At 35.7% G+C, this 25677-nt stretch carries 31 protein-coding genes and 1 pseudogene; 9 read left to right on the top strand and 23 right to left on the bottom strand.

Annotation, left to right across the window (positions count from 1 at the left end):
• The first annotated feature begins 234 nt into the window (after positions 1-234).
• Positions 235-792 carry a DedA family protein gene (locus AMD01_RS05310; RefSeq protein WP_169775935.1) on the top strand — a complete coding sequence of 186 codons (558 nt, stop codon included), beginning with the start codon at positions 235-237 and terminating at the stop codon, positions 790-792.
• Positions 793-903: 111 nt separating this feature from the next.
• Here the strand turns inward: AMD01_RS05310 and AMD01_RS05305 are convergent, their stop codons facing one another.
• A complete protein-coding gene (locus tag AMD01_RS05305; RefSeq protein ID WP_053400374.1) occupies positions 904-1107 on the bottom strand; it encodes a hypothetical protein in 204 nt (67 codons plus the stop codon).
• Positions 1108-1335: 228 nt separating this feature from the next.
• Positions 1336-1602, bottom strand: a complete 267-nt coding sequence (locus tag AMD01_RS05300) for a hypothetical protein (protein ID WP_053400373.1) — start codon at positions 1600-1602, stop codon at positions 1336-1338.
• Positions 1603-1884: 282 nt separating this feature from the next.
• On the opposite strand from AMD01_RS05300, the gene AMD01_RS05295 reads away from it, so the two are divergent.
• The gene (locus tag AMD01_RS05295) at positions 1885-2763 is read left to right on the top strand and encodes an NAD(P)-dependent oxidoreductase (protein WP_053400372.1); all 879 of its coding nucleotides are present in this window, start codon (positions 1885-1887) and stop codon (positions 2761-2763) included.
• Positions 2764-2884: 121 nt separating this feature from the next.
• On the opposite strand, the gene AMD01_RS05290 is transcribed toward AMD01_RS05295, so the two are convergent.
• The 8 genes from AMD01_RS05290 to AMD01_RS05255 form a co-directional block, all read right to left on the bottom strand.
• Complete coding sequence (locus tag AMD01_RS05290; RefSeq protein ID WP_053400371.1) at positions 2885-3517, bottom strand: type 1 glutamine amidotransferase family protein; 633 nt, start codon at positions 3515-3517, stop codon at positions 2885-2887.
• Between the two features lie 75 nt (positions 3518-3592).
• Positions 3593-4555 carry a helix-turn-helix transcriptional regulator gene (locus tag AMD01_RS05285; protein ID WP_053400370.1) on the bottom strand — a complete coding sequence of 321 codons (963 nt, stop codon included), beginning with the start codon at positions 4553-4555 and terminating at the stop codon, positions 3593-3595.
• A gap of 274 nt (positions 4556-4829) precedes the next feature.
• Positions 4830-5324: a GNAT family N-acetyltransferase gene (locus AMD01_RS05280; RefSeq protein WP_053400369.1), complete on the bottom strand. Its 495-nt coding sequence runs from the start codon at positions 5322-5324 to the stop codon at positions 4830-4832.
• 23 nt (positions 5325-5347) lie between these two features.
• Entirely contained in the window at positions 5348-5929 is a 582-nt protein-coding gene (locus AMD01_RS05275; RefSeq protein ID WP_211263384.1) for a sugar O-acetyltransferase, read from the bottom strand.
• Between the two features lie 128 nt (positions 5930-6057).
• Positions 6058-6756 carry an Imm26 family immunity protein gene (locus tag AMD01_RS05270; protein WP_053400367.1) on the bottom strand — a complete coding sequence of 233 codons (699 nt, stop codon included), beginning with the start codon at positions 6754-6756 and terminating at the stop codon, positions 6058-6060.
• A gap of 54 nt (positions 6757-6810) precedes the next feature.
• Positions 6811-7488: a hypothetical protein gene (locus tag AMD01_RS05265; protein ID WP_053400366.1), complete on the bottom strand. Its 678-nt coding sequence runs from the start codon at positions 7486-7488 to the stop codon at positions 6811-6813.
• A 137-nt stretch (positions 7489-7625) separates the two neighbouring features.
• On the bottom strand, positions 7626-8441 hold the full coding sequence (locus AMD01_RS05260; protein ID WP_483824223.1) for an RHS repeat domain-containing protein: 816 nt from the start codon (positions 8439-8441) through the stop codon (positions 7626-7628).
• 232 nt (positions 8442-8673) lie between these two features.
• Positions 8674-9066: an aminotransferase-like domain-containing protein gene (locus AMD01_RS05255; protein WP_157052626.1), complete on the bottom strand. Its 393-nt coding sequence runs from the start codon at positions 9064-9066 to the stop codon at positions 8674-8676.
• A 574-nt stretch (positions 9067-9640) separates the two neighbouring features.
• Here AMD01_RS05255 and AMD01_RS05250 point away from each other — a divergent pair.
• Positions 9641-10876: a Bcr/CflA family multidrug efflux MFS transporter gene (locus AMD01_RS05250; protein WP_053400363.1), complete on the top strand. Its 1236-nt coding sequence runs from the start codon at positions 9641-9643 to the stop codon at positions 10874-10876.
• 420 nt (positions 10877-11296) lie between these two features.
• On the opposite strand, the gene AMD01_RS25010 is transcribed toward AMD01_RS05250, so the two are convergent.
• The 8 genes and pseudogenes from AMD01_RS25010 to AMD01_RS05215 form a co-directional block, all read right to left on the bottom strand.
• Entirely contained in the window at positions 11297-11521 is a 225-nt protein-coding gene (locus AMD01_RS25010) for a C40 family peptidase (protein WP_053400362.1), read from the bottom strand.
• Positions 11522-11890: 369 nt separating this feature from the next.
• Positions 11891-12532, bottom strand: a complete 642-nt coding sequence (locus AMD01_RS05240) for a DUF1349 domain-containing protein (protein WP_053400361.1) — start codon at positions 12530-12532, stop codon at positions 11891-11893.
• A 461-nt stretch (positions 12533-12993) separates the two neighbouring features.
• Positions 12994-13878, bottom strand: coding sequence for an alpha/beta fold hydrolase (locus AMD01_RS05235; protein WP_053400360.1), 885 nt, complete (start codon positions 13876-13878; stop codon positions 12994-12996).
• 120 nt (positions 13879-13998) lie between these two features.
• A pseudogene (locus tag AMD01_RS24655) lies at positions 13999-14212 on the bottom strand (PD-(D/E)XK nuclease family transposase); the annotation flags it as partial.
• A 110-nt stretch (positions 14213-14322) separates the two neighbouring features.
• Positions 14323-15345 (bottom strand): NADP-dependent oxidoreductase, encoded by a 1023-nt coding sequence (locus AMD01_RS05230; protein ID WP_053400359.1) that lies wholly within the window; start codon positions 15343-15345, stop codon positions 14323-14325.
• 265 nt (positions 15346-15610) lie between these two features.
• Complete coding sequence (locus tag AMD01_RS05225) at positions 15611-16360, bottom strand: SDR family NAD(P)-dependent oxidoreductase (RefSeq protein WP_053400358.1); 750 nt, start codon at positions 16358-16360, stop codon at positions 15611-15613.
• A 67-nt stretch (positions 16361-16427) separates the two neighbouring features.
• Positions 16428-17003 (bottom strand): TetR/AcrR family transcriptional regulator, encoded by a 576-nt coding sequence (locus AMD01_RS05220; protein ID WP_053400603.1) that lies wholly within the window; start codon positions 17001-17003, stop codon positions 16428-16430.
• Between the two features lie 351 nt (positions 17004-17354).
• Positions 17355-17705, bottom strand: coding sequence for a P-loop nucleotide/nucleoside kinase family protein (locus AMD01_RS05215; protein ID WP_053400357.1), 351 nt, complete (start codon positions 17703-17705; stop codon positions 17355-17357).
• A gap of 185 nt (positions 17706-17890) precedes the next feature.
• On the opposite strand from AMD01_RS05215, the gene AMD01_RS05210 reads away from it, so the two are divergent.
• From AMD01_RS05210 to AMD01_RS23910, 5 genes are all read left to right on the top strand, one after another.
• Positions 17891-18178 (top strand): hypothetical protein, encoded by a 288-nt coding sequence (locus AMD01_RS05210; protein WP_053400602.1) that lies wholly within the window; start codon positions 17891-17893, stop codon positions 18176-18178.
• Between the two features lie 44 nt (positions 18179-18222).
• A complete protein-coding gene (locus AMD01_RS05205) occupies positions 18223-18498 on the top strand; it encodes a hypothetical protein (protein WP_053400356.1) in 276 nt (91 codons plus the stop codon).
• A 312-nt stretch (positions 18499-18810) separates the two neighbouring features.
• Complete coding sequence (locus tag AMD01_RS05200; RefSeq protein ID WP_053400355.1) at positions 18811-19521, top strand: SDR family NAD(P)-dependent oxidoreductase; 711 nt, start codon at positions 18811-18813, stop codon at positions 19519-19521.
• A gap of 7 nt (positions 19522-19528) precedes the next feature.
• The gene (locus tag AMD01_RS05195) at positions 19529-19888 is read left to right on the top strand and encodes a MerR family transcriptional regulator (RefSeq protein ID WP_053400354.1); all 360 of its coding nucleotides are present in this window, start codon (positions 19529-19531) and stop codon (positions 19886-19888) included.
• Positions 19889-19975: 87 nt separating this feature from the next.
• Entirely contained in the window at positions 19976-20131 is a 156-nt protein-coding gene (locus AMD01_RS23910; RefSeq protein WP_157052625.1) for a hypothetical protein, read from the top strand.
• 127 nt (positions 20132-20258) lie between these two features.
• On the opposite strand, the gene AMD01_RS05190 is transcribed toward AMD01_RS23910, so the two are convergent.
• From AMD01_RS05190 to AMD01_RS05170, 5 genes are all read right to left on the bottom strand, one after another.
• A complete protein-coding gene (locus tag AMD01_RS05190) occupies positions 20259-21164 on the bottom strand; it encodes an alpha/beta hydrolase family protein (RefSeq protein ID WP_053400353.1) in 906 nt (301 codons plus the stop codon).
• A 114-nt stretch (positions 21165-21278) separates the two neighbouring features.
• Positions 21279-21872: a hypothetical protein gene (locus AMD01_RS05185; RefSeq protein WP_053400352.1), complete on the bottom strand. Its 594-nt coding sequence runs from the start codon at positions 21870-21872 to the stop codon at positions 21279-21281.
• A gap of 226 nt (positions 21873-22098) precedes the next feature.
• Positions 22099-22647, bottom strand: coding sequence for a hypothetical protein (locus AMD01_RS05180; protein WP_053400351.1), 549 nt, complete (start codon positions 22645-22647; stop codon positions 22099-22101).
• A 141-nt stretch (positions 22648-22788) separates the two neighbouring features.
• Positions 22789-23196, bottom strand: coding sequence for a hypothetical protein (locus AMD01_RS05175; protein WP_169775934.1), 408 nt, complete (start codon positions 23194-23196; stop codon positions 22789-22791).
• A gap of 504 nt (positions 23197-23700) precedes the next feature.
• Positions 23701-24903 (bottom strand): iron-containing alcohol dehydrogenase, encoded by a 1203-nt coding sequence (locus tag AMD01_RS05170; RefSeq protein ID WP_053400349.1) that lies wholly within the window; start codon positions 24901-24903, stop codon positions 23701-23703.
• Between the two features lie 447 nt (positions 24904-25350).
• On the opposite strand from AMD01_RS05170, the gene AMD01_RS05165 reads away from it, so the two are divergent.
• Positions 25351-25677 (top strand): helix-turn-helix domain-containing protein (locus tag AMD01_RS05165; RefSeq protein ID WP_169775933.1); only part of this gene is annotated, 327 nt, incomplete at its 3' end.

Here is a 25677-nt window from a genome sequence, read left to right as displayed (position 1 = left end):
GGGATCTACAAAACCCCTTAGACTGCACTTTTCGAAAACAAAAGTACAAAAATATATTATAAATAGAAGTTTCTACTTTTTCAACTGTTTGTCTACATTCCGTCCACTTCTTTTTGAAAAAACTTAAGAATTGTTAAGTTTTTTCGGCATATTTCAGAAAGAATTTCTTTCTATACTGAAATCATCACAAACGAAATGCGAGGAATGAATATGGACATCATAGAGTTTGTTCGAATGAGTATAGCCATTATTTTTACGCCTTTATCAGATGACGTGTTACTTGCGACACAGCTTGGAATTTGGAATCATCATGGAGTGAATCCTATTTGGATGTGGATTGCTTCATGGACCGTGTTTTTTGTTTCGTTCAGTGCGTTTTATGCGGTAGGACGATTTTTTCGAACGATTCCATTTCTTCAGCGATTTTTGAACGGTAAACACCTTACTCGTGCACAGAACTTTCTTAACCGCCATGGCAAATGGGCGATTGCGCTGTCCTTTTTCACACCATGTCTTCGCCATCCTGCACACTACGTAGCAGGCATACTGGGGTTTTCGTTGATCCAATATCTCTTGACAACATTTCTCGCAGCTGGTGCGTATACTGGATTATGGACTTATGTTATGTATAAAGTCGGAAAGATCATCAGCTTTAAAGAGATCTTAAATTGGGGAATGGATCATAGTCTATTCCTAATCGCAGGATTCAGTACAGTTGTTATCTTCATTATTGCATTAAAACGCATTAAAAAGACAATGATCTCTCAAAATCAACCCCTTACTCATGAATGAATTTTAGCTAATAGAATGATGTAGGTAAATATCCTCTTTCTTTTAGTTCATGAAAATATTTGCCAGTGTTTCTTAATCCATAAAACCAAGAAGAGAAGTGACTGCACAACGTCACTTCTCTTCTTCTGCATAGCCTCCATATGCCTTATCATTGTCAAACCATTCTCTGTCAAATGGATTTGTTGGATCTAAAACGATTGTGCCGTTCGCATCGACTGACACTTTGCGGGGCGGGTTTTCCTTCAGTAGTTTGGCAAACTCTATCTTTAATTCGTCTAGTGACATCTCATCGACTGATTTTTGAGGTTGTTTCATTTGTAGATACACTCCTTTTGAGGTTCATCTCGCGCGGGTATACGATAGATGGTTATGTATTTATCGTATCAGACTTTTACACGAAAAGCATTTTCTTTTCCTTGTGTTTCCTCTACTCATTGAAAAACGAGCACTCCTCCTCTATTAAGGTGTGCTCGTTCACGTTATGTGTAGAAATCTGTTTAGTAAGTTAACCGAACTGTATATGGTGTTAAAGTTACGTTCTTTTTATAAAGCACTACTCAAATAAATCTGTACAACAATGGGAAAAATAAACTCTGTTAACATAATAAAGCTATTTCCAATTAACCCAAACGTTCGCCATTTATTATTCAATCCGAAATAAGCAAACAGAAGTCCTAAGATTGGAAAGGCCATAAACGGTGATAACGTCGCGATGCTTGGAGAGATACTAACTTCTCCTAAAAACAAGCGACTAATCAGAAAGGCAGCTACCATTAAACAAATTGAAATAACAGAACAATATTGCTTCATTCATAATCCCTTCTTAGCATTACTTTTACATTTTATTTTAGATAGCGATTTTAACTCAGTGAAAAAAGCGTCTCGTTTTCACCTTTCTCTGAAGAAAGGTTTTACCATAAAAGAATGTTACGTGATTAGGGATTTGAAAACAAGTAGATGAAACGGAGAAGATGTGAAGAAATGTTGAACTTTGTGATCTCAGCGTCAAAAGCGCTATTGCTTGTTTTTAGAGACGATATTTTTGTATAGTGAAAACAAAGCAATCTTCATATTTAAAGGAGGACACACATCATGCAACATACACTAGGATGGATTGGATTAGGCTACATGGGAAATCCAATGACGAAAAATCTATTAAAAGCTGAATATCACGTAAACGTATACAACCGCTCAGCGGATAAAGCAGCGCCTTTGGTTGATGCGGGAGCTGTACAACTCGCTTCACCGAAAGAGATTGTAGAGAAATCAGACGTGATTTTCCTTATGCTTTCAAACACGAAAGCAATTGAGGCGGTACTAACGGAAGATAATGGTGTCCTAGAAGCTGATCTTCACAGCAAGATCATCGTCAATATGAGTACCATTGCACCAGATGAGGCAATAGAATTCGCGAAAATGATTGAAGAAAAAGGCGGTACATATGTAGATGCGCCTGTATCAGGATCAGTGGGTGTAGCACAAACAGGTCAACTCGTTGTTCTAGCAGGTGGCGACGAGGAAGTTGTAAAAACGTTGAAACCATACTTTGACGTGTTAGGAAAAGAAACGATTCATTTTGGTCCAAGCGGAAAAGCAAGCGCAGCGAAGCTATCCATTAACCTCCTTCTCGGTATTGTTGGACAAGGAGTTGGTGAAACCCTGCTACTAGGCGAAAAATTTGGTTTAGAGAAAGAAAAAATCCTAGAAATGATTTCTCAATCAGGGATGAATACGCCTCTTTTCCAAGGGAAAAAGGATATGTATCGCAATGAAGAGTTCCCGGCTGCTTTTAAGGTGGAACTTATGTCCAAAGATTTAGGTCTTGTCAAAAATGAAGTGGATCGCATGGAAGGAATCTATCCACTTGCTGAAGCGGTTAATCAAACCTACCGTGAAGCAAAAGAAAATGGTAAAGGCGAGTTAGATATGGGCGCTGTATACCTAGAATTAAAAGAGAAAAATCAACGTTAAGAAATGTTCAATGCTAAAAAGCCCAACTTCACCTTTAATGAATGGAGAAATTGGGCTTTTTCATTTAAATCTATGTCTGAAGCATGGTTTTTAAATAAACATAATATGAAACTGCCTTAGCTCAGCTATTTATTGAAGTCATTAACTCAAAGAAGTATTCAGGTTTATGAGTTTTATTTAGGTTATACCACGAATGCAGTGTATCTGGTGCAAATACATCTAATTTTTTTAGTACTTCCATAGCAAATTCCAGAGGAGCTATTCCTGATGCAGTAATGACATTCCCATCAGAGACAGCAGTTCCCCCCTCATAGAGCTTTTCTCCTTTATAATTAGGACATACCATTTTCGTGTAGTCTAAATTATTACTCGTATGTCTTCTAGTATCTAAGTAGCCCATATTGGCGAGTGCGTCAGTTGCCCCGCAAATGGCAGCAACAATCGTTCCAATCTTTAAGGCTTCGTCCATTCTTTCTAAAATTGGTTGATGAATTTCTTCTCCCCAAGTAGTCCCTCCAGGCAAAATTAACAGATCTTCACTCTCAAGAGTACAATCACTAAAAGAAATATCTGGTTTTATTTTCAGGCCACCCATCGTTGTAATGATTTCTTTACTAGCTCCTACCGTGACTATTTTTAAAGGCAGTATATCTTTTTTGAAATACCTTCCTGTGTTTAGTTCGGCCACTAAATATCCATATTCCCAGTCTGACATTGTATGAAATACATATAAATAAACTTTTTTTGTTTGCATCCAATAACACTCCTAATCACGATTTATATCGCAATTATAATAAAACTTCCCTGACAGCTAACGTCAGGGAAGTTTTTATCCTTCATAAAATTTTATTAATTCCGACAGAACTTCAATAAATCGTTTCTTTAAATCTATTGGTTCAATAATTTGAATAGATTTACCGTATGGTAGCAGTAAATAAGGTATATATGTATGTAAAATATCTTTTTCAAGAATGAACACTGCTTGAGTTGAATTTCGTTCAACTATATAATGTCCTAAAAACCAATGCTGACAAACATCATTCAGCGTACCTTCCTTTCCATGAATAACTAAGTGCATAAGCTCTTCTTTACCTTCTATCGTTGGAAGGAGATTGTCCATAAAAAAATCACGCGCTGAAAAATCTTCTGGATGGTTAAACTTCTTTTCTGTTAGTAGTAGATGTTCAATTCGGTCTACTCTAAAGCTACGGATATCATCCCTAAGATGGCAAAACCCAATTACGTACCACTTATTATTCCAGTAAATAATTTTGTACGGATCGAAAAGTCTATCGTCTAACTGACCTTCCCCACTTTTTTTGTAGAGAATCTGTACTGAATACGCGTTAGCTACAGCTTGATGCAGGTTCTTCAAAAGAGATTCCGTAGAGAGTAAACTTAATTGGCTTATTACTTCAAGACTAGTTAAATGTTGGTTTACCTTCGTCTCCTGATCTTGATTTGAGTAGTTTTTTAGTTTTGAAATCGCCCTATTTAGCGCTTCCCCTCCATAATATCCCGCTTCTTCTGCAAAAACAGCAGCGTGAAAGAGTGACGTTTGCTCTTCAAAATCAAAAAAAAGCGGCGCTTCCATAAAATTGTCCAATAACGTGTATCCACCGTTATGTCCTGGTTCTGAAATAATAGGTACGCCACTTGTTGAAATTGTATCAATATAACGATACACAGTCCTTATGTTAATTTCTAATTTTTCCGAAATTTGTTTTGCTGTCACTTTTTCACCTGAGCGAAGCATCCATAGAATCGCTAGCATGTTGTCAGTTTTAGGCATATACGTCCACCTTTATATGAATTCTTTTGTTATATCGTTCCAATTTTTAGTATAACTTATCAGCTGTTTCTTTCCGATCCCTTTCTATACATGACCTCTAGACATATTTGTGCTTTTGGAAACTTCCTTTAAAGTAATAGCCTTTTCAATTACGTTTGATTGATGAAATTCCCTCAAAGGGTGTTGGCTAATTGACAACTTTCCACAATAACTAGAAAAGCACTCAGAAAAAAACTGAGCGCTTTTACGTAAGGTGTTCTTTCCTAAAAATCGTTCAATCCACCGTATAACGATAAAACTTCTTATCAACTGCCATTATAGGAAAATTCTCAGGTAAAACATCCGAATCTATACTTTCAAATCCATTTTTCTCATAAAATCTGTGTGCAGCTAAAAATTGCGGAGTAGTTCCAAGGTACACTTCTTTTACGCTCTTTTCTTTCGCCCAGCGAAGAGCATGATTCAATAGAATTCTTGCCGCGTTAAATGTAGCCCCTCTATAGTCTCTCTCCACAAACATCTTCCTTAACGCAACTTGACGGTTGCCAATGTCTAACAGACTAATGGTACCAATGACTTTATCGTTATAGACGGCCACCCAAAAGTTTCCGTTACCAGTTTGATAAAAATCCTCTATTGCCATTAAATCCGGCTGGTCCCCCTTTGTAATTGGAATATTGTACTCGGCTTGTTGAATAGTAAGAATTAATTCTACCACTTGATCTTGATACTCACGAGAATATTCTTTTACAATAGGTTCATTGTTCATGACATTACACCTTCTTCTATTTATTAAAGATTCTCTTGGACCACTCGACAAGGATTTCCGACTGCCACACAATTGCTTGGAATTGATTTTGTAACAACGCTTCCTGCCCCAATGACAGCATTATCACCAATCGTTACACCAGGAAGGATTACGGCACTCCCTCCAATCCACACATTATCGCCAATCGTTACGGGCTTTGTGAACGTTTTATAAGGTGCCTGAGATGGATCACCTTCATTAATTCGCTCTTCAGCGCGTAATGGGTGTGAGGCCGTATAGATTTGTACGTTTGGTGCAATTAAGACATTGCGGCCAATTGTAATTTTATTGTCATCAAGAAATACGCAGTTGTAGTTCACAAACGTGTTTTCATCAATTGAAATATTTTCACCGTAATCACAAAAGAACGGTTTTTCAATCCAAAGTCCCTTACCTGCATAACCAAAAAGCTTGGTTAAAATCTCAAACTTTTTTTCACCGTCACGAGAGTTTGTTTGGGTATACGCTTCTAAAAGGTCCTTCGCACGATGATATGTATTTAATAACTCTTCATCACGCGCATCATATGGTTCGCCTGCTAGCATTTTCTCTTTTTCAGTCATCATTATCTACTCCCTCTCCCCAAATGTCTATACGTCATAACTATAGCACGGACGTGTGAACAGAATGAATGGTTAAAGACTATTTAATATGTATTTTTAAAATAGCAGGTTAATTTCGTTTTGCAATTAATTTAACCTATGTGGTAAATTTCCGCCTTCAAATAGTTTTCAGTTGCTAGACTTCCAAAAAGACCCATGGGATTTTTAACTTTCGCAGCCTCTTCTTCTGAAACTTGGTATGTTACGTACCCCATTTCAGGGTTTATTTCAGCAGCCCCATCACAAATGTAGTAATTGCCTAATAACTCATCTGAAAACTTTGGAAGTTGATACGCATCTTGATTAAAGTGAATATGTCCAATTTTTTGCCACTGACCTTCTTCTAAAAAAAGTAGTCCTGTGTAAATTGTACAACACACTTCCTTTGGCGTTCTTTTAAAATGGGTAAATTTTAAGGGCTTTTCAGTAATTATATTATAGAATTCCATATACACACCAACTTCTGTATAACGTACATCCTTCACAATCATTCCATATACATATTGATCTTCATTTAAGGGGACCGTTATAACATCTCCAGCAATACCACTTTTTTTCTTTCTTTTTTTTGTTTTCAATTTACAACCTACAAGATCTTGTTCATTCATTTGTTCGAAAGAATGTTTGAGAGAGAACGTTAGTAGAGCTTCTATCTCAACGCTATTCGGTTTACGGTTTAGATTTTGTTCGTATAATTGGGTTACTTCTTCAAAAGCTAATGTTAGAATATCTAGAGATTCGTCATCCAACATTACCTTTTCTTTATTAAAATCTTCTTCCCAAACTCCCATTCTAACTACCTCCTCGTTATTTTCTTATAGAGTAAACGATTAATGCTTTGAATGTTAAATGATTTCAATGACACGAAACCAACTACTGGTCTTAGATTTCACTATAACTCTCTCATTATTTTCCCACTTTAATTCCCCGAGGAACCTAGCATATAAGCCTTCATGTCCAACTTCCTCTACCAACAGTTGATTGACTATCCGTAAACCCTTCTCATTATAAATTTCACACCATAATTGAAAGCCAGAAACACGATGAGATCCTTTTAAAATAGCTGTATTTTTGCGATTAGGACTTTTCTTAGGTGTTTTAGCTACCAAAAATACTTTCTCATAATTTTCCTTTACAATCTCTTCTAAAGATTCTTCTACATATTGTGCCACTATATCGGGTGAAAGCGAAGAATAGAGTTGTAAAACTGGTAACACATATTTTTTTACAACTCTACAAAATTCCATGTATTTCTCTTCGACAGTATTAAGCTCTAAAAAGGCCGTATAATCATCAGGAACCAACACATTAACTTCTTGTAAAGATTTGTTCTCGTCATATGTTACTGACTTTCTGGTATCTGCTAAAAAATAGACCAATATACTGTCTATATCCTCCAGTTGAAAGCCTAAATTATTCATTTTCTTACAAAAAATCATTTCAAAAATTCGAAGACCATGTATAAGCATATAATGCTTTTTAGGTCTTTTTTTTGCCCAATCATAAATATGAATATCTAACACTATAACACCTCGTTTTCTTTATATATTAGGTTGTGGTCTTTTATGAAACCTAGGATCAAATTTCACACCTGCTCTATATACTCTGTTTACATGCCCTTGTTCCCATTTTAAAGCTTTGCTTCTAGTCATATTTGTTTTTACAATTCTAGTATAGAACTGTTTGTTATGTTTTTTAGTCCATTTATTAGCTTGTCTTGTAGCCCTATATGACTTTCCTGACTTAGATATTTTACTCCGCTAATTCCTACCTTAACCACCTGTTTTTTTCCATTAACTTTTGTATATATTTCGTATCCATGATTTGCTCTCTTACTTGCTTTGCTATTTACGTTAATTGCTTTTAAGATACAACCTGCTCGTTTTGCATACTTAACCTTCGCAAAATTAGAAGCTACAGCCCAAGCAATTTGCATTTTACTTTTGCCTGATTTATAAGCTTTATAACCATCATAAGCAGCAAATCCTGCATTAACAACTAGCCATACCCAATGTCCGTCAGGATTTACATGCATAACTGGGTTATTATCAGCATACACATAACCATTTTGAGTAATAGGATTATCGTCGTCGCCAGGATCAGGATCTGCTGACAAGAATACTCCCTGCTCAGGGTTATAGTAACGAGCAATTAAGTAATAGAACCCTGTTTCATCATCCTGCATATATCCTGCATAAGTAAATGGATTTTGAATATCTACTTGTCCAGATGTTACTTGCTTTTGGGCATTCCCCCATGCATCATATCTGTATGATACGACCACATTTCCATTATCATCAGTCATTGCTACCACATCACCATGTGGGTTGTAATGATAATAATAAGTTTGCCCCCCTGTCTCCATAGACAGACGCAATCCATCAATTGAATATACATAAGATCGCAGAATAGTACTGTTCTCATCTGTTTCGTATAAAGGATTAATACTATCTCCGTCGTAATAGTAACGTGTGATTTTGTCATTTACATTCTTTTCAATACGACGATCATCATCATACTTGTAAGTTACAAGAGGTGCACTCTTTCCTTTTACTGTAAATTCAGTTTTATCACAATATAGAAGTATATAATTGGAAATATAATTATTAAGGAAGATAAAAATGCATTAAAATATTTTAGTATTAGCTTTTGTTCATTTGTTGAGAACTAAATTGAGATCAGACACTTATTTACTTTAATTTAGGTTTTTATGTAAACCATGCTCTTTTTAAAAGATGTACACCTTCAATAATTTTCTCATCACATACATTAGCAAAACCTAGCTGTAAAATAGGTTCTTTAGAGGGCATTCTTCGAAAATAACTGCTAGTTGGATATACACCCACCCCCTGCAGTTTTGCTTGTTCAATCAACCATCTTTCTGTATGTTTACTATGAACTTTCATTAATAAATAATGACCGGAGTGTTGTCCGATGATTGTTACACATTCTCCTAACACTTCAGTAATTACTCTTGTAAATAAACTCATCTTCTGTTTGTACGTTTTTCTCATCTTTTTAATATGACTTCTCCATAACCCTTCCTTCATAAACTGCGCCATAGCTTGTTGATGTAGGAGCGAAGCGGTTTGCTCAATCATTGCTTTTTTTTCATTACATTCGTCGTACAATACAAGATCATTATATTTTCATATGAAATACTCTTCTAATATATCCATAAATTCTTGTCAGCGAAAATTACACTTCACATAAAACGGATTTGCGGAACCAAATAAAAAAAGGAACCCCTGCAATAGGGATCAGTAGATGGTGATGTAAGAACGCGGATCATCAATTACTAACACCACGATTATGCGTTGGGTTCATCCATCAACTATTTGGGTTAACCTTATAAGCTACTAATTCAAGGGAACCTAACGTTTTATTTTTTTAGCGAATGTTTTTTGTACCACACCCAGCATGTCTAAGTTTTAGAGATTAGTTTCAAGTCGGCTGAAATTTTGCATCAGAATCAAAATATTTACCCTTCATCTGCAAGCTGAATTTTTAATTGTTTACCCCGAAATGATAACAGGTTATAATCAGAACTATGTATTTCGGGTATCGAATTAAATCTACATTTTGGTCCCTTTGTGCCTAATGTAAGATGGGAGCTTGTAGCCTACATTTCTGTAGTGAAATGAAATACAAACTATATAGAAAGGCGAGGAAAAATTGAATACACTTAGTGGAAAAAAAAGAATTCAACTTGCAATACTTTTGGGATCACTTGGACTCTTAGGGCCTTTTACAATTGATACGTATTTACCTTCCTTCCCCACAATCGTAAAAGATTTTCATACTACGGCATCACTGGTACAAATTAGTTTGACAGCATGCTTATTAGGATTAGGAGCAGGACAATTATTTATTGGCCCATTGAGTGATGTGAAAGGCCGTCGTAAACCTTTACTATTATTTCTTTGCTTATACTTATTAGCTTCTTTAACTTGCTCGTTTTCACCAAATATCTATTTCCTTATTGTGGCTCGTTTCGTCCAGGGTTTTTCGGCAGCAGGCGGGCTTGTGGTTTCAAGAGCTATTGTCAGGGACCTTTTCAGTGGAAAGGAACTGATCAAATTTTTCACTTTAATTGTATTAGTCGGTAACCTCGGCCCCATCGTTGCACCTATTGCTGGAGGAGCCATTCTTTCGTTTACCAAGTGGAATGGAGTTTTTATTGTTTTAGCTTGTATTGGAGCTATATTAATCTTCATGGTTTCTCTAAAACTACCAGAAACTCTACCACCTGAAAAACGTGTGCCTAGTAATCTGCCACAGCTCATGAGCAATTTTGGTTCCTTATTTAAGGAGCGAGAATTCATGGGATACGCATTCACACAAGGATTCACGACAGCTGGAATATTTGCTTATGTATCTGGTATTCCGTTTGTCTATCAAAATATTTACCATGTTTCTCCACAACAGTTCAGTCTACTCTTTGGAGTTAATGGTTTAGGCTTGATTATTGGAAGTCAGTTGGTTGGACGCTTGGCCGATCACATTTCGGAGCGAACATTCTTAAAGATAGGACTAGGAATTTCTATTGCGGCAGGAGCAATCCTACTCATCGCTCTTCTTTTAAAAGCTCCATTAATTTCCGTGGCGATCCCGATTTTCTTTTTTGTCTCATCAATAAGTATTATTGGTACGACGTCCTTTGCATTAGCCATTGAATCACAAGGACATATTGCGGGCAGCGCCTCCGCATTATTAGGCTTATTGCCATTTTTACTCGGATCGCTATCAGCACCTCTTGTTGGAATAGCAGGATCGTATACGGGTGTTCCAATGGGCCTTACGATCTTTGGTGCTAGCTTATTGGCGTTTCTTTCCTATTTTGTTTTAGTTCGAAAGCGTTCAGTTAACATGCAGAGGCCCAATGATGCTGAACAAGGTTCTAAGCTATAATGTGGATACATATGTTATTTAAGTCAATTAGACAGTTGACACCTAAGAAGAAAATAACATTAATGTTATTAACAACACGCCCCAAGTGATGATCCATCGCTTGGGGCTGTTTTCGTTTTAATGCATTGTTTCTATAACAAACAGTATTTTTTTCTGTTTTTAAGCTGTATATCATATACAAAGATAGTTACCATAACAGGTATTCAGGAACTAGTTTTTCCATAGGAGCCTTGTGTATCGGCACCTCTTTTTAGTTATAGCTTATTCACCTTTTTATACATTTTGATATAAAAGGCTTTTAACTTAAGCCAAAAGTCTAAGGGTGGGCGAATTTAAACTCAAAAAACAGTATTTTTTATAAGAAGGTACTGTTTTTTTGAGTTGATGTTTGTTTGCTGACCGTATAAAATACTCCCATCATTAAATTCGTCGTACACGACCATTGAACTTTCGCTGGAAATACCCTTTTGACATATCGGCAATGTATACGCCGGTCTTCCCTTGACATTCTAAAAACTTCCCATTTCCTGCATAAATCCCTACGTGACCATCTTTCTTGTAGGTATCAAAGAATACTAAGTCCCCTGGTTGCATATCACTCACAGGTACAGGAGAGCCTAAATTTTTGAGCGTTTCCGTACTCACCGACCCTCGATTGCCAAAATTGATGCCGACTTACACAAAAGCCTAGTGAACAAAGCTGCTACAGTCAAATCGCCCTGCATTAATGTCCCCTTAAGTTCGTCCACCACCGAAAACATAGACCGCCTTCATCCAAAAACGCCTACCTAAAGTACATATAAAATAAGGATCATGCTAATTATAAACTAGCATGATCCTTATTAATCCCTAGCAAATATCAAAGTGCATCTTAAAGGAAAACAACTTCTTCATTTATGGTTTTCTAATTATCACAATTCCATTATAGCCCGCTATAGGCTAGGTATATCTCCTGGCGATTGTCTAGTTTATACCATCTATGTTCACATACATCTTAAAGTGGCTGAACATGATTTACAAATATGCAGATGCTGGATCATTATCAAGCTCTTCAATTGTAATGAAATCAAAACGAACTTCTTGCTCTTTTCCTTGAGGGCTACATGCATAAACGCCTGCTAAGAAAGTTGAATTTTTTTCAGGAACATCTAGGTGAGCGATTCTAATTTGATTCCATACCTCTCCATCCAAAGAAAAATCAACATAACAATTTTGCCCTATTTTTGATATACGGTAATATAAATGAACAGTTTCATAGTCTACATATTGTGTAGACCAATCTGAATAGCCCCTATTCGTTACAACTGCCCCTAACTTGCTTAAACCATCTGGAATGTATTCTAAGGAAGTTTTTACCCATATGTCCTCCGAAAACCTAATCATTAGTCCTGCTTGGTCATACTTGGATTTTGGGAACGTCTCAACTCTTGTTGTTATTCTGAAGTTCTTGTCAGTTTCCATATAGAGAAAATGTCCATTATCCGCCTGAAAATCGTAGTGAGTTTTTTGCCAATAATCAGTTTCTTGGTCTGTTTCTAAAACAAGTTGAGAAGATTTTTTGTCTAAAAACCATTTATTGGGTTCACAACGCCAATCTAGCATTTTGTCTAAACTTGCACGATTGAAATTCTCGTTTAGTATCCAATTTTTACTCATAATGCACCGCATCCTCCTACTGTTACATATCCGAATTTCGTTTTATGTAGAACTTTTCCAATCGTTTATTTGAGATAAACTACCCATTAACCTCTTTTATTCAATAAGTAAAAGTGCTACATTCCTCTTTAGGAAATTAAATGATCTTTGAGATTTTTTCTGTTCCAACTTATTTTATAAAATAGCTAGGGATGTTTGCAATGAAATAACTGGATTTAGGGATTTAATAAAGCCAGAAAAACTTGCTAAATAGAAAGCAATATGTTTGGGGAGTTTTCTAATTTATCTTATTTTCACTAAATATCAAAAGCCATTAGTGCGTTTTCGTTTATGTATTTTACGTACACCATCTTCAGAAATCTTTTCATGCCTTTTTCTCCAGGTATATTAGATAGGATCATTTTAAAGCTTTGACATGATATGTTAAAAGTTGAAATTAAAAAAGAGCCTTGTTTAAGGCTCTATAGCAAAAATTGTGTGACTGCTCTATTAAATTTTTTGGGGTTTTCTTCTTGTAGAATAAGGCCGCAATCGTCAAAAATTTCATATTGTGTGTATGGACGTAGTGATAAAAAATAAGACAAATATTGAACAGGGTTAAAAGTTGCCTTTTTACCCCATAAAATAAGAACAGGTTGAGTAATAGAGGAGAAAAAAGATTGAACGTTGAAATTACAAAATCCAGCAACGAAAGAAGCTGGAGCATAGTTAGCATTTGGACATTGATGAGCGCTTTTATAAAAATTATCTATTACATCTGGTGTAACAAAAGATGGATCTGAATAAAAGCTTGTTTTCAGTTGTTGTTCAATACTTTCTTTTGAAGAAAATGTATTGTACAAACCATCTCCCACAAATGGCTGTGTAAAAATACCAAACGTAGTGTAACTAGAAGCGCATGGAGATGTATCATTTCCCCCGAGACCAGATGGAGTGATGAGTACTAATTTAGAAATTAGATCAGGACGTATGTAGGCAATGTAACTGCAATAAGCTGCAGGAAGATCTCGGGTAATGACAAAGGTTCGCTCATGAATAACTCCTTGTATAAACTCAATAATGGCTTCAGTAAATAATTGCGGTGTGTACATTCGTTTCTGTTTATCAGAGTTAGAGAATCCGGGAAGTTCAAGTGCATAGACAGTAAAATGCTTAGCTAATTCTTTGACATTCTTTCTCCAGCAAAAGTTAGATGCTCCTAAGCTTATACTGTGAATTAGTAACAAGCTAGGACCGGATCCTTGAACATTATAAGCAAGTTGTCCATATTTACTTGTAAACTGTTCATTACGGCCTCCAAGTTCATCATTTGGTTGCTCCGTACAAATTGGTTCATAGGGATACATATTCTACACTCCTTTTGTTCAATATCTCTTTTCTATTTGTATGAGCACGAGGTAGAAGTATGTTCGAAAAAGTAAATTATATTATAGGACATCATATTTTTAAATAATTCTATCGCTAGTAACTTTGTTTGATATTTTTTTAAAATGTATTTCAATATCATCACTTAAAACGCGTTGCTTTGTTTTATTCCCTTTAGTCTGAAATTCTTCGTCTGAAGGGAATAAAACGAAATCTAATAAGTTGATGGTAATTGTTTTTTTGTAAGGCACGATAAGGCATCCCTTCTTGCATTTGAGACGTATATAGTTTGCTTCAATAATACAAAGAACACTTTTCAATTTGCAGTTTTGACCATAACTTCATTCATGTGCTGACTCTTGGAATAAGACCATCATGGAAATTTTCTTATCTTCGTAAATAGCTTTTTATTAGAAGTTATTGCGTTATTTTTCCTTGAATTCAATAATTACTTTCCCTTTTGGCCTTCTATTTGCGACAATTTCTAGCGCTTCATTTATCTGATCTATAGAAAATAATGTTGGATGAATGGGTGGAATAATGTTGTGTTCTTCAATGATTTTAGTGATTTTTTCCAGTTGTGTACCATCCGAACGAACGAAAATAAAATGATATTCAACGTCTTGTTTCTTGGCTTTGTGATCATACTTTGCACCAGCAATGGAAAACAACTTTTGTTTCCAAAACGGGAACTTTCCTTCTTTTCCATAGCGTTTATTTGGACCTGTACGGAGAGAGAGTAACTTTCCACCTGGTTTGATAATACTCAATTCATTGTCAAATTCTTTAGGTCCCAGTGTATCAATTACATAATCCACATTTGATAACAAGTGAACATAGCTTTCTGTCCTATAGTCTATATACTGGTCTGCACCAATTTCTAATGTGCGTTCCCGCCATTCCGAGTTTCCACTCACGATGACCTTTAAACCCATTGTCTTGGCAATAGGAACAGCGATTTGACCAAAGCTACCTGATCCACCTGGAATAAAGAGCGTTTTACCAGGCTGTGCTTTAAGCTCCTCATATAGACCTTGGTACGCTGTTAGGGCCACTAATGCAGAAGCTGCTGCTTCCACGTAGGATAAGTTCTTGGGCATCAGTGCAATTGCAGAAGCATCAACTGCTGCATATTCTGCAATTGCACCGATTTTTTCTAGTGGGAGACGTGTGTAGATAGCATCTCCTACGTGAAATCTTGTTACATTCTTTCCGACTTTAACAATAATGCCTGCTAATTCATTCCCTATTGTTAAAGGGAATTTATAATGTTGAATCAGTTTTACACTACCCGTGATAATTAGAGTTTCAAGTGGATTAATTGCCGCAGCTTTGACTCTTACTAACACTTCGTTATCATTAATTTGAGGGATTGGAATGTCATTGATCTGAGCATGGATTTTCTTTGAATACTTTGTAATCTGAGCAGCTTTCATACGTGGTTGCATTTTTAAAATCGGCATCCTTTCACTGATATGATCTTCAATTTCCTTTTTCTTATCTCTTTCTCTTTATGTAGAGATCATCTAAGCGTAATTTTCTATGCTTAGATGATCTCTCTACTTAACCTACACGTGCTTCCAACGTTATTTTATTCATTTAATAATATCAATTTTAGAACGATCGTTCTTTAAAAGGTGAATTTTTAAGAATTCATGATCTGAATCCTTTTCATTCTAGTGAATTAATTTTGTTCTTTTCTCTTTAGTTATATTAAACACCTAGTATTGGATAGATTTGATCTCTCAAATTAAAATTGTAGCCTTCATCTACAATTCCTACGACTTTATCATTGTCATAAAGTTCCATCATAAAACCTGCCATTTGCTTAGCTGTGTGATACATAGGCATGAAGTTTTTATAATCAAACTCTTCTACATCTTGAGCCGTTTTCTCAAATTCTGTTTCTGTCACTGCAGGTGCTAGTACTTTTACCTTCATCTTTGCATTTTTAAGTTCAAGTTCTTTGGCAAGCCCTTCGGTAAATGCACTAACAAAATATTTAGATGCCGAATAAGTGATACCACCAATATAAGTAGCATATCCGAGTGCTGAGGATACGTTAATTAATTGAGTTCCTTCTACTTGAGAATAATCTCGTACAAATAATGTAGAAAGGATAGCTAATGATTCTATATTAAGACGTAACATAGATTCTACTTTCTCTAAATTCTGTTCCTCTACAGGAGAAGATTCACCAAGACCAGCATTATTGATCCAAGTTTCAATTTGATACTCTTTTAAGCAATTATATAATGCGTATGCCTGCTCTGTTACTGATAAATCACTTGTTTGAATAATAACATCTAAATCTGGATTGATCGCATGAATGACTGATTTAAGCCCTTCTAGTTTCTCTAATCTTCTCGCGACAATAATTAAATTTTTTCCACGATTTGCAAATTGTAGTGCTGTTTCATATCCTATACCTGAACTTGCTCCTGTAATAACGGTGTATTTCATATTCAATTTCTCCTTAAAGTCTATTTTAGTTGACGTTCGTTCGTTTATTTGACCAACGTGATATCTCTCAATCCAATGTTGACAAATTCAAACTAATAATGGTTTCTAACTCTTTCTTATTATCCGTTGTTTTTGCTAATACTCGTATCCCAATAAGGGAATTGTGAATAAATTTAGAAAGACTTTTGACATCACAGTGTTTAGAAATTTCCCCTTGTTCTTGACCACGCTTCAGTAGATAAAATAAGAATGTCTCAGTCTTTATAAACATCTCTGTAATTTTTTCAGATACTTCTTGATCCAACAATGATAACTCAACTGCTGTATTTACTGCCAAACATCCTTTTGGTTGTGTAGCATTTGGGTAAATAGCCATTTCAAATAATGTTCGTATAGCTTCCTTGGCACTTGATTCTGGTGTTATGTTATTTTTAATTTTTATATCCATTAGTTCCATATAGTGATTTAAAGCTCGAATAAATAAAGTGTGTTTATCACCGAACGTATCATAGATACTTCTGCGATGAACACCCATATGGCTTACTAAATCTTGCATGGATGTTTTTTCATAACCCTGTTGCCAGAAAAGATCCATTGCTTTCTTTAATGCTTCTTTTTCATCAAATTCTTTATTTCTAGCCATACCATTCGTTCCCACCTTAGAACAGATTATCTCGTATTTTTGAGAAAAAATGTAGAAATAGTTAATACACTTAGCGTGCAGCAACCTTATAGTATGCATCCTCCTTGCGAACTTTTTAAATGATTTAAGAATGATCATTCTTGTTTTCGTAAAAAAATAGTAGATCTAACATGTTTAAGTGTATCAATTTAAGAACGATCAGTAAAGAATTTTGATCGAAAATTAATTAGGATGAAAAGTTTCGATAAAACCAATCTGGTATGTTGGCCTTTACCCCCGTTGCTAAAGTGACTAGGTTAGGGTGTCTTTCATTGGAATGCTCTCTTATAATAAAACGACGATGCAAAACCTCTAAATCCGCGCTGCACATAAAATGGTCAATGATCTAAAATTCATTTCTTCTTTTATGCCTGATAATTTCTTAGGTGACATGAAAGCATCAAAATTACTTTCGATTACGACATCCACTTTTGCTTTTATAAGCTCTTTTAACATACTGAACAATATAGCATAACTAGCAATAGATACTTCCTGATCATTCACAATCTCATTTTTGACAAAAGCATCATATATGTCTGTCTTGATTTGATCTTTTGATAACAATGGTAGATGTAGTGACGAAGCAATCCTTTTTGATAGAACCGTTTTGCCTGCCGCTGGTGGACAGCATACAATAATAATTGAAGACATATCCATTTTCATACTTTCCTCCTGATGATCACTTCACAATACATAAGGCATCTTTTCCTTAGAAATAATGTGTGTACATATATAGGATTTTGTGTAATTTTTCCATTTTTCTAAATTATACATGCAAATGTGTGTTAATGTAATGGTTACAGCCATAAAATTACAGTTAATGGATGTAGAGGAGGATTGGGATGTATATGACTACCTTTTTTCTACTATTGATGTGTCTGTTTATTGTGATCGCAAATTGCATTGGGTTTATGTCCTATAAGAAAAGTAACAATTTATATGCGGCTTCTTTTGCTATATTGCTACTGGCAGCCGTCTTTTCAGCCATTGGTGGAATCGTCGCGTTGTTTATCATTCGGGATGCTTTTGCCGTTTTTTATGGGTTACAAGTAGGCTTGTATTTACTTATTAATAGCGCCATCATTTTTCTAATTGCCGCTTTCATAACGCTTATAAAAAAATACAGAGAGAACTAAAAAGAACATCACTTCTCAACTTGATGATGAAGGAGGCAATGAGCATGAAGAAATATTATTCGATTTTATCTGGCGTGTTTTTTATCATGGCTACCTTCCCGCTACTAGCGGGATTAACAAAGTTCGGTAACTTTTTGTATGTAGATTTGTTAAAAGTCAGCATCTTTTTTCCTTTAGTACTCGGTGTAATCGGGTTGATCTTTTCCTTAATGGGGATAAAAGGTAAGGTGAAGATAAGTCTCGTACTTATGAATACGCTAGGTATCGTACTATCATTGTTTTTGGTTTTCATCGCTATTAATGGCTTCCAGAACCCTTGACGAAGGGAATCTGAAAATGTATTTATGTGCCTTCATCCAACAGAAAGAGGCTCAAACACCATTTTTGGATGCTTAAGCCTCTTTTATTTGTTAGTGAAGATTTCATTAGCCCACTCTAATAAGGTTTCTATTTATTGACTCCTTTTTGTGGTTAACGCTATTTTATCATCGTATTTTTAAAACGTTTGACTTAACTAGCCAGATAATTTTTAACGAAAAACAAATTCAAAAAAGCACTTGACCTAAACCTTGGTTTAGGTCGTATTGTTGATATTGTATAAACAGTGTAGATACTAGAGGAGGAAATACAATATGGAAACAACCGCTTTTGTCACAGGCGCTAATAAAGGAATTGGATATGAACTTGTGCGTCAATTAGCTAATCACATGGATCATGTTTTTTTAGGTGCTCGTAATGAAGAACTCGGTAAAAAAGCAATTCATTCGTTAGGATTATCAAATGTCTCATTTGTGCAGGTAGATATTTCAGATCAAAACTCTATTCAAAGCGCTATGGATACGATCCTTGGTCAAACCAATTATCTAGATTTACTTATTAACAATGCGGGAGTAGCCCTAGACTTCCACATCTCCCCTACAGAATTAAAAGTTGAGATGCTTCGAGAAATCTTTAACATTAATTTCTTTGGAACATTTCAAATGATCCAAACGTTCCTACCTCTCGTGAAAAAAGCGAGGCGTGGAAAAATTGTCAACGTGACAACGGATATGGCGTCTCAAACGATGTTTGATAATGGAGACGTTCACCCTCTTAATATACTGGGCTACAATTCGTCCAAAACGGCGATTAATTCGCTAACCTTGTCATTTGGAAAAGAGTTTGGAGAAGGTGGTCCTGAAATTTTCGGCGTTACGCCAGGATTTACAACGACGGATCTAAATAGTAATGCACCAGGAGGAAAATCCACAAAAGAAGGTGCAAAAGTTATTGTAAAACATGCATTAAGTGAACAAAACTATAACGGAAAAGTTCTAAACGAGAAAGGAATTATTCCATGGTGAGGAAAAAATGAGGACTTATACAATTGGACAGGTTGCGGAGATTTATCAGCTATCCATTTCTCAGCTGCGTTATTACGACAAACAAGGACTATTCCCCTTCCTTCAACGGACGGAAAAAGGGGATCGAGTGTTTACACACGATTTCCTTCAGCTTTTGGATATGATCTTGTGTTTAAAAAACACGGGAATGCCTATAAAAGACATTAAACAGTTTGTTGATTGGTGTATGGAAGGAAAACGAACCGTCCCGGATAGGCTCCATATGATGAAGCAACAAGAACAGAAGGTCCTTCAACAGCTTGAAGATACCAAGGAATATTTGACAAAAATTCAAGAAAAGATTTTAAGGTTGGAAAACGAACAATAAAATGTTGAAAATCACTTAAGAAGCGATGGATTTGTCGTTTCCAGCTTTTATCGCTCCAATAAATTTGCCGCACAATTTAATTGCCAAATGGGGGAACTAGGTGAAGTCATTACCGACGGAGCAGAACGAACAACAGCTTATAGGATATATATTGCAGGTGAAATCGAAAAAGGATGTCCCTCTTCCCTAGTTATTTCTGCTGCGACTAGCATTGATATGGATCTAATAGTAGAGCGATTTTAAAATAAAAAGAGATGAGTGTAAAATACCCACTCATCTCCTTTTACAATTCAGCTTAAAAACAGAAAAACCTCCATAAGGAAATCCATGTTTCCTGTCTCCCCTATCCCTTAAAATTTATGGAGACAATTCACCGGAAGTTTGCCTTTGTCCACCTACAAAAATCTCGTATTAAATCAACTAACTCGAGACTTGCTTTCCAGTCAATTTTATCCCACGTTTGATATCTCTCCGCTCTCGCAAAGCTATGGTTAACTCCTGATGAAATGTTGACTTTATACGGTACTGATATTTGTGACAACAATTCTCTTGCTAACGGTTCATTCTTCTCTAAAGGAACGAGTTCGTCGTTTTCAGCAAAAGCAAAATAGATCGGAACAGCTATAGAAGGAATGATTGTTCTAGCATCATAATCTAAAATGCGACTTAAATAACCTACTTTAAGTACTTTTGATAATAGTTGGTACAGGGTAAAAGAAAGCTGATTGATAGGTCGCAGCCACTTTGCAGAACGGACATTACCTTTCATAATTAGATTAGAGTCCAGATTATCTAGAATTTGCTCTTTCACGCTGTATGCTGGACCAGCAATGCTGAGAGATGACTTTAATAGATCTGGATAGCGTGCAGCAAGCAGTTGAACGATCCAGCCACCTTGACTGTGGCCCATTACGCTAATTTGATGTTCATCAATATCAATCCGTTTTCTCATTGATAAAATAATGTCACGCATATCCTCTGCTCGGTCATAAAAGCTTTGTGTCTTCCATGTACCTTCTGAAGATCCAACCCCACGCTTATTAACGAGTAGCAGCGCAAAACCCTCATCTATGCAACCTTTAACGAGAGTGCGACAAAAGTAGAATTGTTCTTCCTCCAGATCCATTTCGTATGGTGTGATACCTGATCCATTTACAAATATCATTAATGGGTATTGATCTTGACCTGTAGGTTTAAACAAATGACCATTCAGAAACACACCATCTTGCGTCTTTATATGCATTGGTTCAGCTTGCCTAAGCGTATACACTGACACTGTTCACTCCTCCAAAATACAACTCTGTTAAATTGTTTGTTTCTTTTTATATTTGACTAGACCTGTTTATATCAAAAGGTAATTTCTTTATTAAATTTTGCACTTTTTGTGGATTTATGTTTTATAGTCTTTTAAATATTTCACTATATTTCTCGTTGCATTTTGTGTATCGCCCTGATCTACCTGATTTTCGTTCGTCTGTATAATCGTAATGATTAAATTTTTATATGTAATGGTCATAAGATCTGTTTTATCTATTAAGCTTGTTTTCAATCCATAATCGGACCATACGGAATATGAAGCCATATCATTTCCGATGAAGGATTTTGTGTAGGCAATAGTAACAATGATCATTCTATCTTTGTTGCTACTTTCATAGAATAGAGATTCTTGTGTTGACTTAGGTTGTTCGCCGTTAAATGTACCTTTAGTCGTCATATATTCTCTTTTACCAAAACTAAAATCCTTACTAAGTCTTAATACCTCTACATCTGACGTACTACTTTTAAGAGTATAACCGGGTACTTTTACATCCTTGACCATATTTTTAAAGAGCTTTTCGTATTGATTATAACTTAACGTTTTTTCTTCTGTTTTTTTACTTTCGATACCTTTATTATCATTTTCCGAATGTGCATTGACTTGCTGACATCCTATTAAAGAAAACAGACTCACAGTTAATAGGGACAATTTTATAAATTTCCTCATCGTTAACCACCTTCCAATATATGTTTATATTATTTTGATTTCTATCTAATAGCAATTATATTCTTGATAATATTGGTAGAAGAAACATATAAAAGAAGCTGTAAGTAGAAGTGACGATTTAGATAAGTAACGCTTGCTCCTATCTATTCAGTTACTAAATAGAAATAAAGACAGCCATTTCTTAAATCAAATGACTGCCTTCTTTTTACCACTATTTTAACCATCTTTACTTTGTCACCTTTTTATACAACTCCACAAACTTATCCACTTTCTGTAACTCAGGAAATTGTTGTAGCAAACTCTCAAAATATGTACGAATCCCTTCAATCATTCCTTCTTTAAACACAGGAATGGGAATCATATTAACGCTTGAAATAGGAATTTCCAAAGATTCTTTTACACTCTCCCCATCATACCAATAATTAGACAGGCAATAGCGAATCGCAAAAATGACATTTTCTCCAGATGTTTCTAATACGATTTCTTTATCAATTTGATCTTCGTATATGATGACCGCTTTCTTTTGGCCAATATCGTCCATCTGATTAATAAAGCTGTGTATAAATCCATAAATAGGAATAGTTAGCCCTTTGCTGGACATAGACGATGTGCCCATTTTTTCTTCAGAAATTCCATTGGCATGTTCAAAAAAGTTCTTCCCATTTATGAAAAAAATAATTTCTCCGAACATCGAATAGTAGACTTCCCCTGTTCGAATTTCATCTACTGTATTGGAGGGAAGTCCATCAGGTTGAATGTCAAGATTAAAAATCACGTTCATTTCTCCTTTATAGAAATATAGTATGAGATATTATTTAAAGTAGATAAAAAAGAGAAAATTTCGAATTAGATTCTCTCTTTTCTTAACCTCACGTAATATGATTGTCTGTCTATCATACGATTAAATAAACGTTTTTTATTTTTGTTTCTTTAAATGAATAGATTGTTCGTGACTTCCCGTTTCATCTGTCCATTTTACAGTAACGGTTAATTTTGCTTTTTTAGGAGGGGCATCACCTAAGCTAGAAAAATGATAGTTTGAATCTTCTTCCGGCTCCCCACCAGAATATTTTTCAAGCTCCGTACCTTCTTCAAATAAAATCTCGCCCACCTTTTTCTTACTCTTTTTTAACGGGGTTAATATTCCATCCCAATATGTTTCTTGTTTAGAATATTCACCTTTCCATTCTCCGTCGCTTGAATAGCCAATAAATTTAGATATTTGTTCATCATTTTTAGATTGCGCTTGAATAATTGAAATGACCACAGCTACAGCCACTACGACAACAATTGATCCGACAATCCATGCTTTTCTTCTCATCATTTACCCTCTTCTAAAGCTTCTTGTGGTTCCGTCTCCACGCTTATTGTTTTTCTAAAAATATAAGGAAAATATTATAATGTTTGGGTGAAAAAAGAAATGAGTTGAAATACCTATTTTCGCATGCATAGTAAAAAGCAGATTGCGTTTTTAATTCATAAAGTATTACTAAGAGAAATTTGGATTTTTTGAACTTAACGTAAAGCCTATGAGTAACTGAGATTTTAAACATAAATAATACTGATTCATTTTCCCAACTAAATAATAAAAGTGAAATGGCCCTCCTGAAAAATGAATAGTGCCAAAAGTGTGGTGAGTGTGGCAAAATTACTGAAAACACTCCTTTTAGCTGTCTTTATTGTTAATGCGGTATAATTAGCAAACAAAAATGGGCGAGCGTTTAAACGTTCACCCATTTTTATTAAGCGACAGTTCCCTTGTACAAACTACATGGAAGTAACGGGTTAGGGCGTGGCCATCTTCTTCCGTACGATTAATGTATGAGGATTAACGCAAGCTTTCTACGCTAGAGTTCAAATTTATCTCTATACGATCAGAATAAGCTTGTTCCAAAATGTGCATGTAATCAGTCTCGGTAATCGAACGAACGTTACTTGATGTTGAGTTGTTTTGCATCGCTAATTCTACTACTCGTGGAAAATCTTCTTTTTTCACACCCTCTAAATCTTTTAACTTTGGAATATTTAAAGATTCAGTTAACTTTACAATTCCTTGAATGAGTTTTTCAACGGCTATTTCGTCTGAATCGGAATCGCTAGCAAAGTTCATATATCTCCCTAATGTAGCATGCAACCCTTTATTCTCCATAGAATTAAATCTTAGTACATAAGGTAAAAATACGGCATTGGCAACTCCATGAGGCGTATCATAAAGTCCTCCTAGCGCTTCTGCTAAGCAGTGGACAGCAGCCACATCAGTAGATCCGAAACAGAGACCTGCCAACAGACTACCTTCTAGCATGTCGTGGCGAGCTTCTTCATTTTGTCCATCACGGAAAGCAATAGGCAATGCTGAAACGATGGTTTTCATCGCCTTAGCTCCAAACGCTTGTGAAATGGGATTTGTTCCTTTGCAGGTATAACCTTCAATTGCATGAACCAATGCATCAACACCTGTAGCAGCTGTAACAGAAGGAGGAACACTAAACGTTAATTCAGGATCAAGAACAGCCAACACAGGTCTTAATGAAGTATGTTTGAGTGTCATTTTTCGATGTGTAGATGACTCGGTAATTACAGAAGACCGAGTTACCTCTGAACCTGTACCTGCAGTAGTTGGAATACAAATTATAGGTGCAATGTTCTCATATAACCGTTGACCATCCGCATAATCAGATGGTATCCCCCCATTTGGACCGCACAAAGCAATGGCTTTTCCTGTATCCATGGCACTTCCACCACCAATTGCTACGACTGCCTCTGCACCAAAGTCACGAAATAGTTGAGCACCCTCTAAACAATTTGTATCTCGAGGATTCTGTTCAACTGAATCGAATAACACTACTCGATAACCTGAAGTCTCTAGGGTATGTATAATAGGTGAAACAAGTCCTGCACGAACTACACCAGGATCACTTACAACTAAAATAGATGGACCAACCCTTAAGTATTCTAACATTTCTGATATTTTTTTAGACTTTCCGATTCCCATCTCAATTTGAGTAGCACAAAAATAACTATAGGATTTCACTCCTATCCCTCCCATTATTTAAATTCGCGTACAGATCCTGCTTCAAAGGCTTAGGCTTCTTCATACTGTTATTCAGTATATAAAGAGACTAGATAACCTTAAATAAATTCTCTACCTATATGTATGATACAACCTCATCAACTTTTAAAGTAGTATAAATTTACCTTTTATTCTATTTTAATACAAAATTTGTTTCTTGTTGCGCAATAAATAAGGCAGAATTCCTGCATTTAAGCATTTTGTGCACTATAATTGCTATGAGTTTAGACTTTTAACAGATTTCCACCAGAAGTCCCCTTCCTCAAGGAACGATAAGGGCGAAGCCCCGTGAGTAGGTGGGGGATGAATGGTGGGTAGGCGTAAGTCTTCAACGAACATATGTGCTTGTTTTCTTTTTCTTTTTTTGGTAAGATAGGAATATAGTCCCAACAGAAAGGAGTGAATGACGTGAATGTTCAATTGGAAACACCACATCGAAAAGGAACCAAAAAAACATTACCCGAAGGATGGGTGACGCTTGGGTATCAATATGCGATTTTCCCTACAGACGAGCAGAAAGAACACTTAAACCGCGCGTTTGGGTGTGAACGTAAAGTCTACAATGAATATGTTGCCCATCTCTACACCGAATTAGAAGCCTCCGGCTTTGCAGGTGGATTCATTCGCCATAAGGTTCCAAATTACACAGAAATTACGTGTCGTTTTGCCTTTTTAGATCGTTCCAATGATTCATTTGTGTACAACGATGCCAAAAGACGCTTTCAAGCTGCTGTT

Origin of the sequence: Priestia koreensis (assembly GCF_001274935.1) — a bacterium.
Lineage (GTDB): Bacteria > Bacillota > Bacilli > Bacillales > Bacillaceae_H > Bacillus_AG > Bacillus_AG koreensis.
This window is presented reverse-complemented; position numbering and strand designations above follow the sequence as displayed.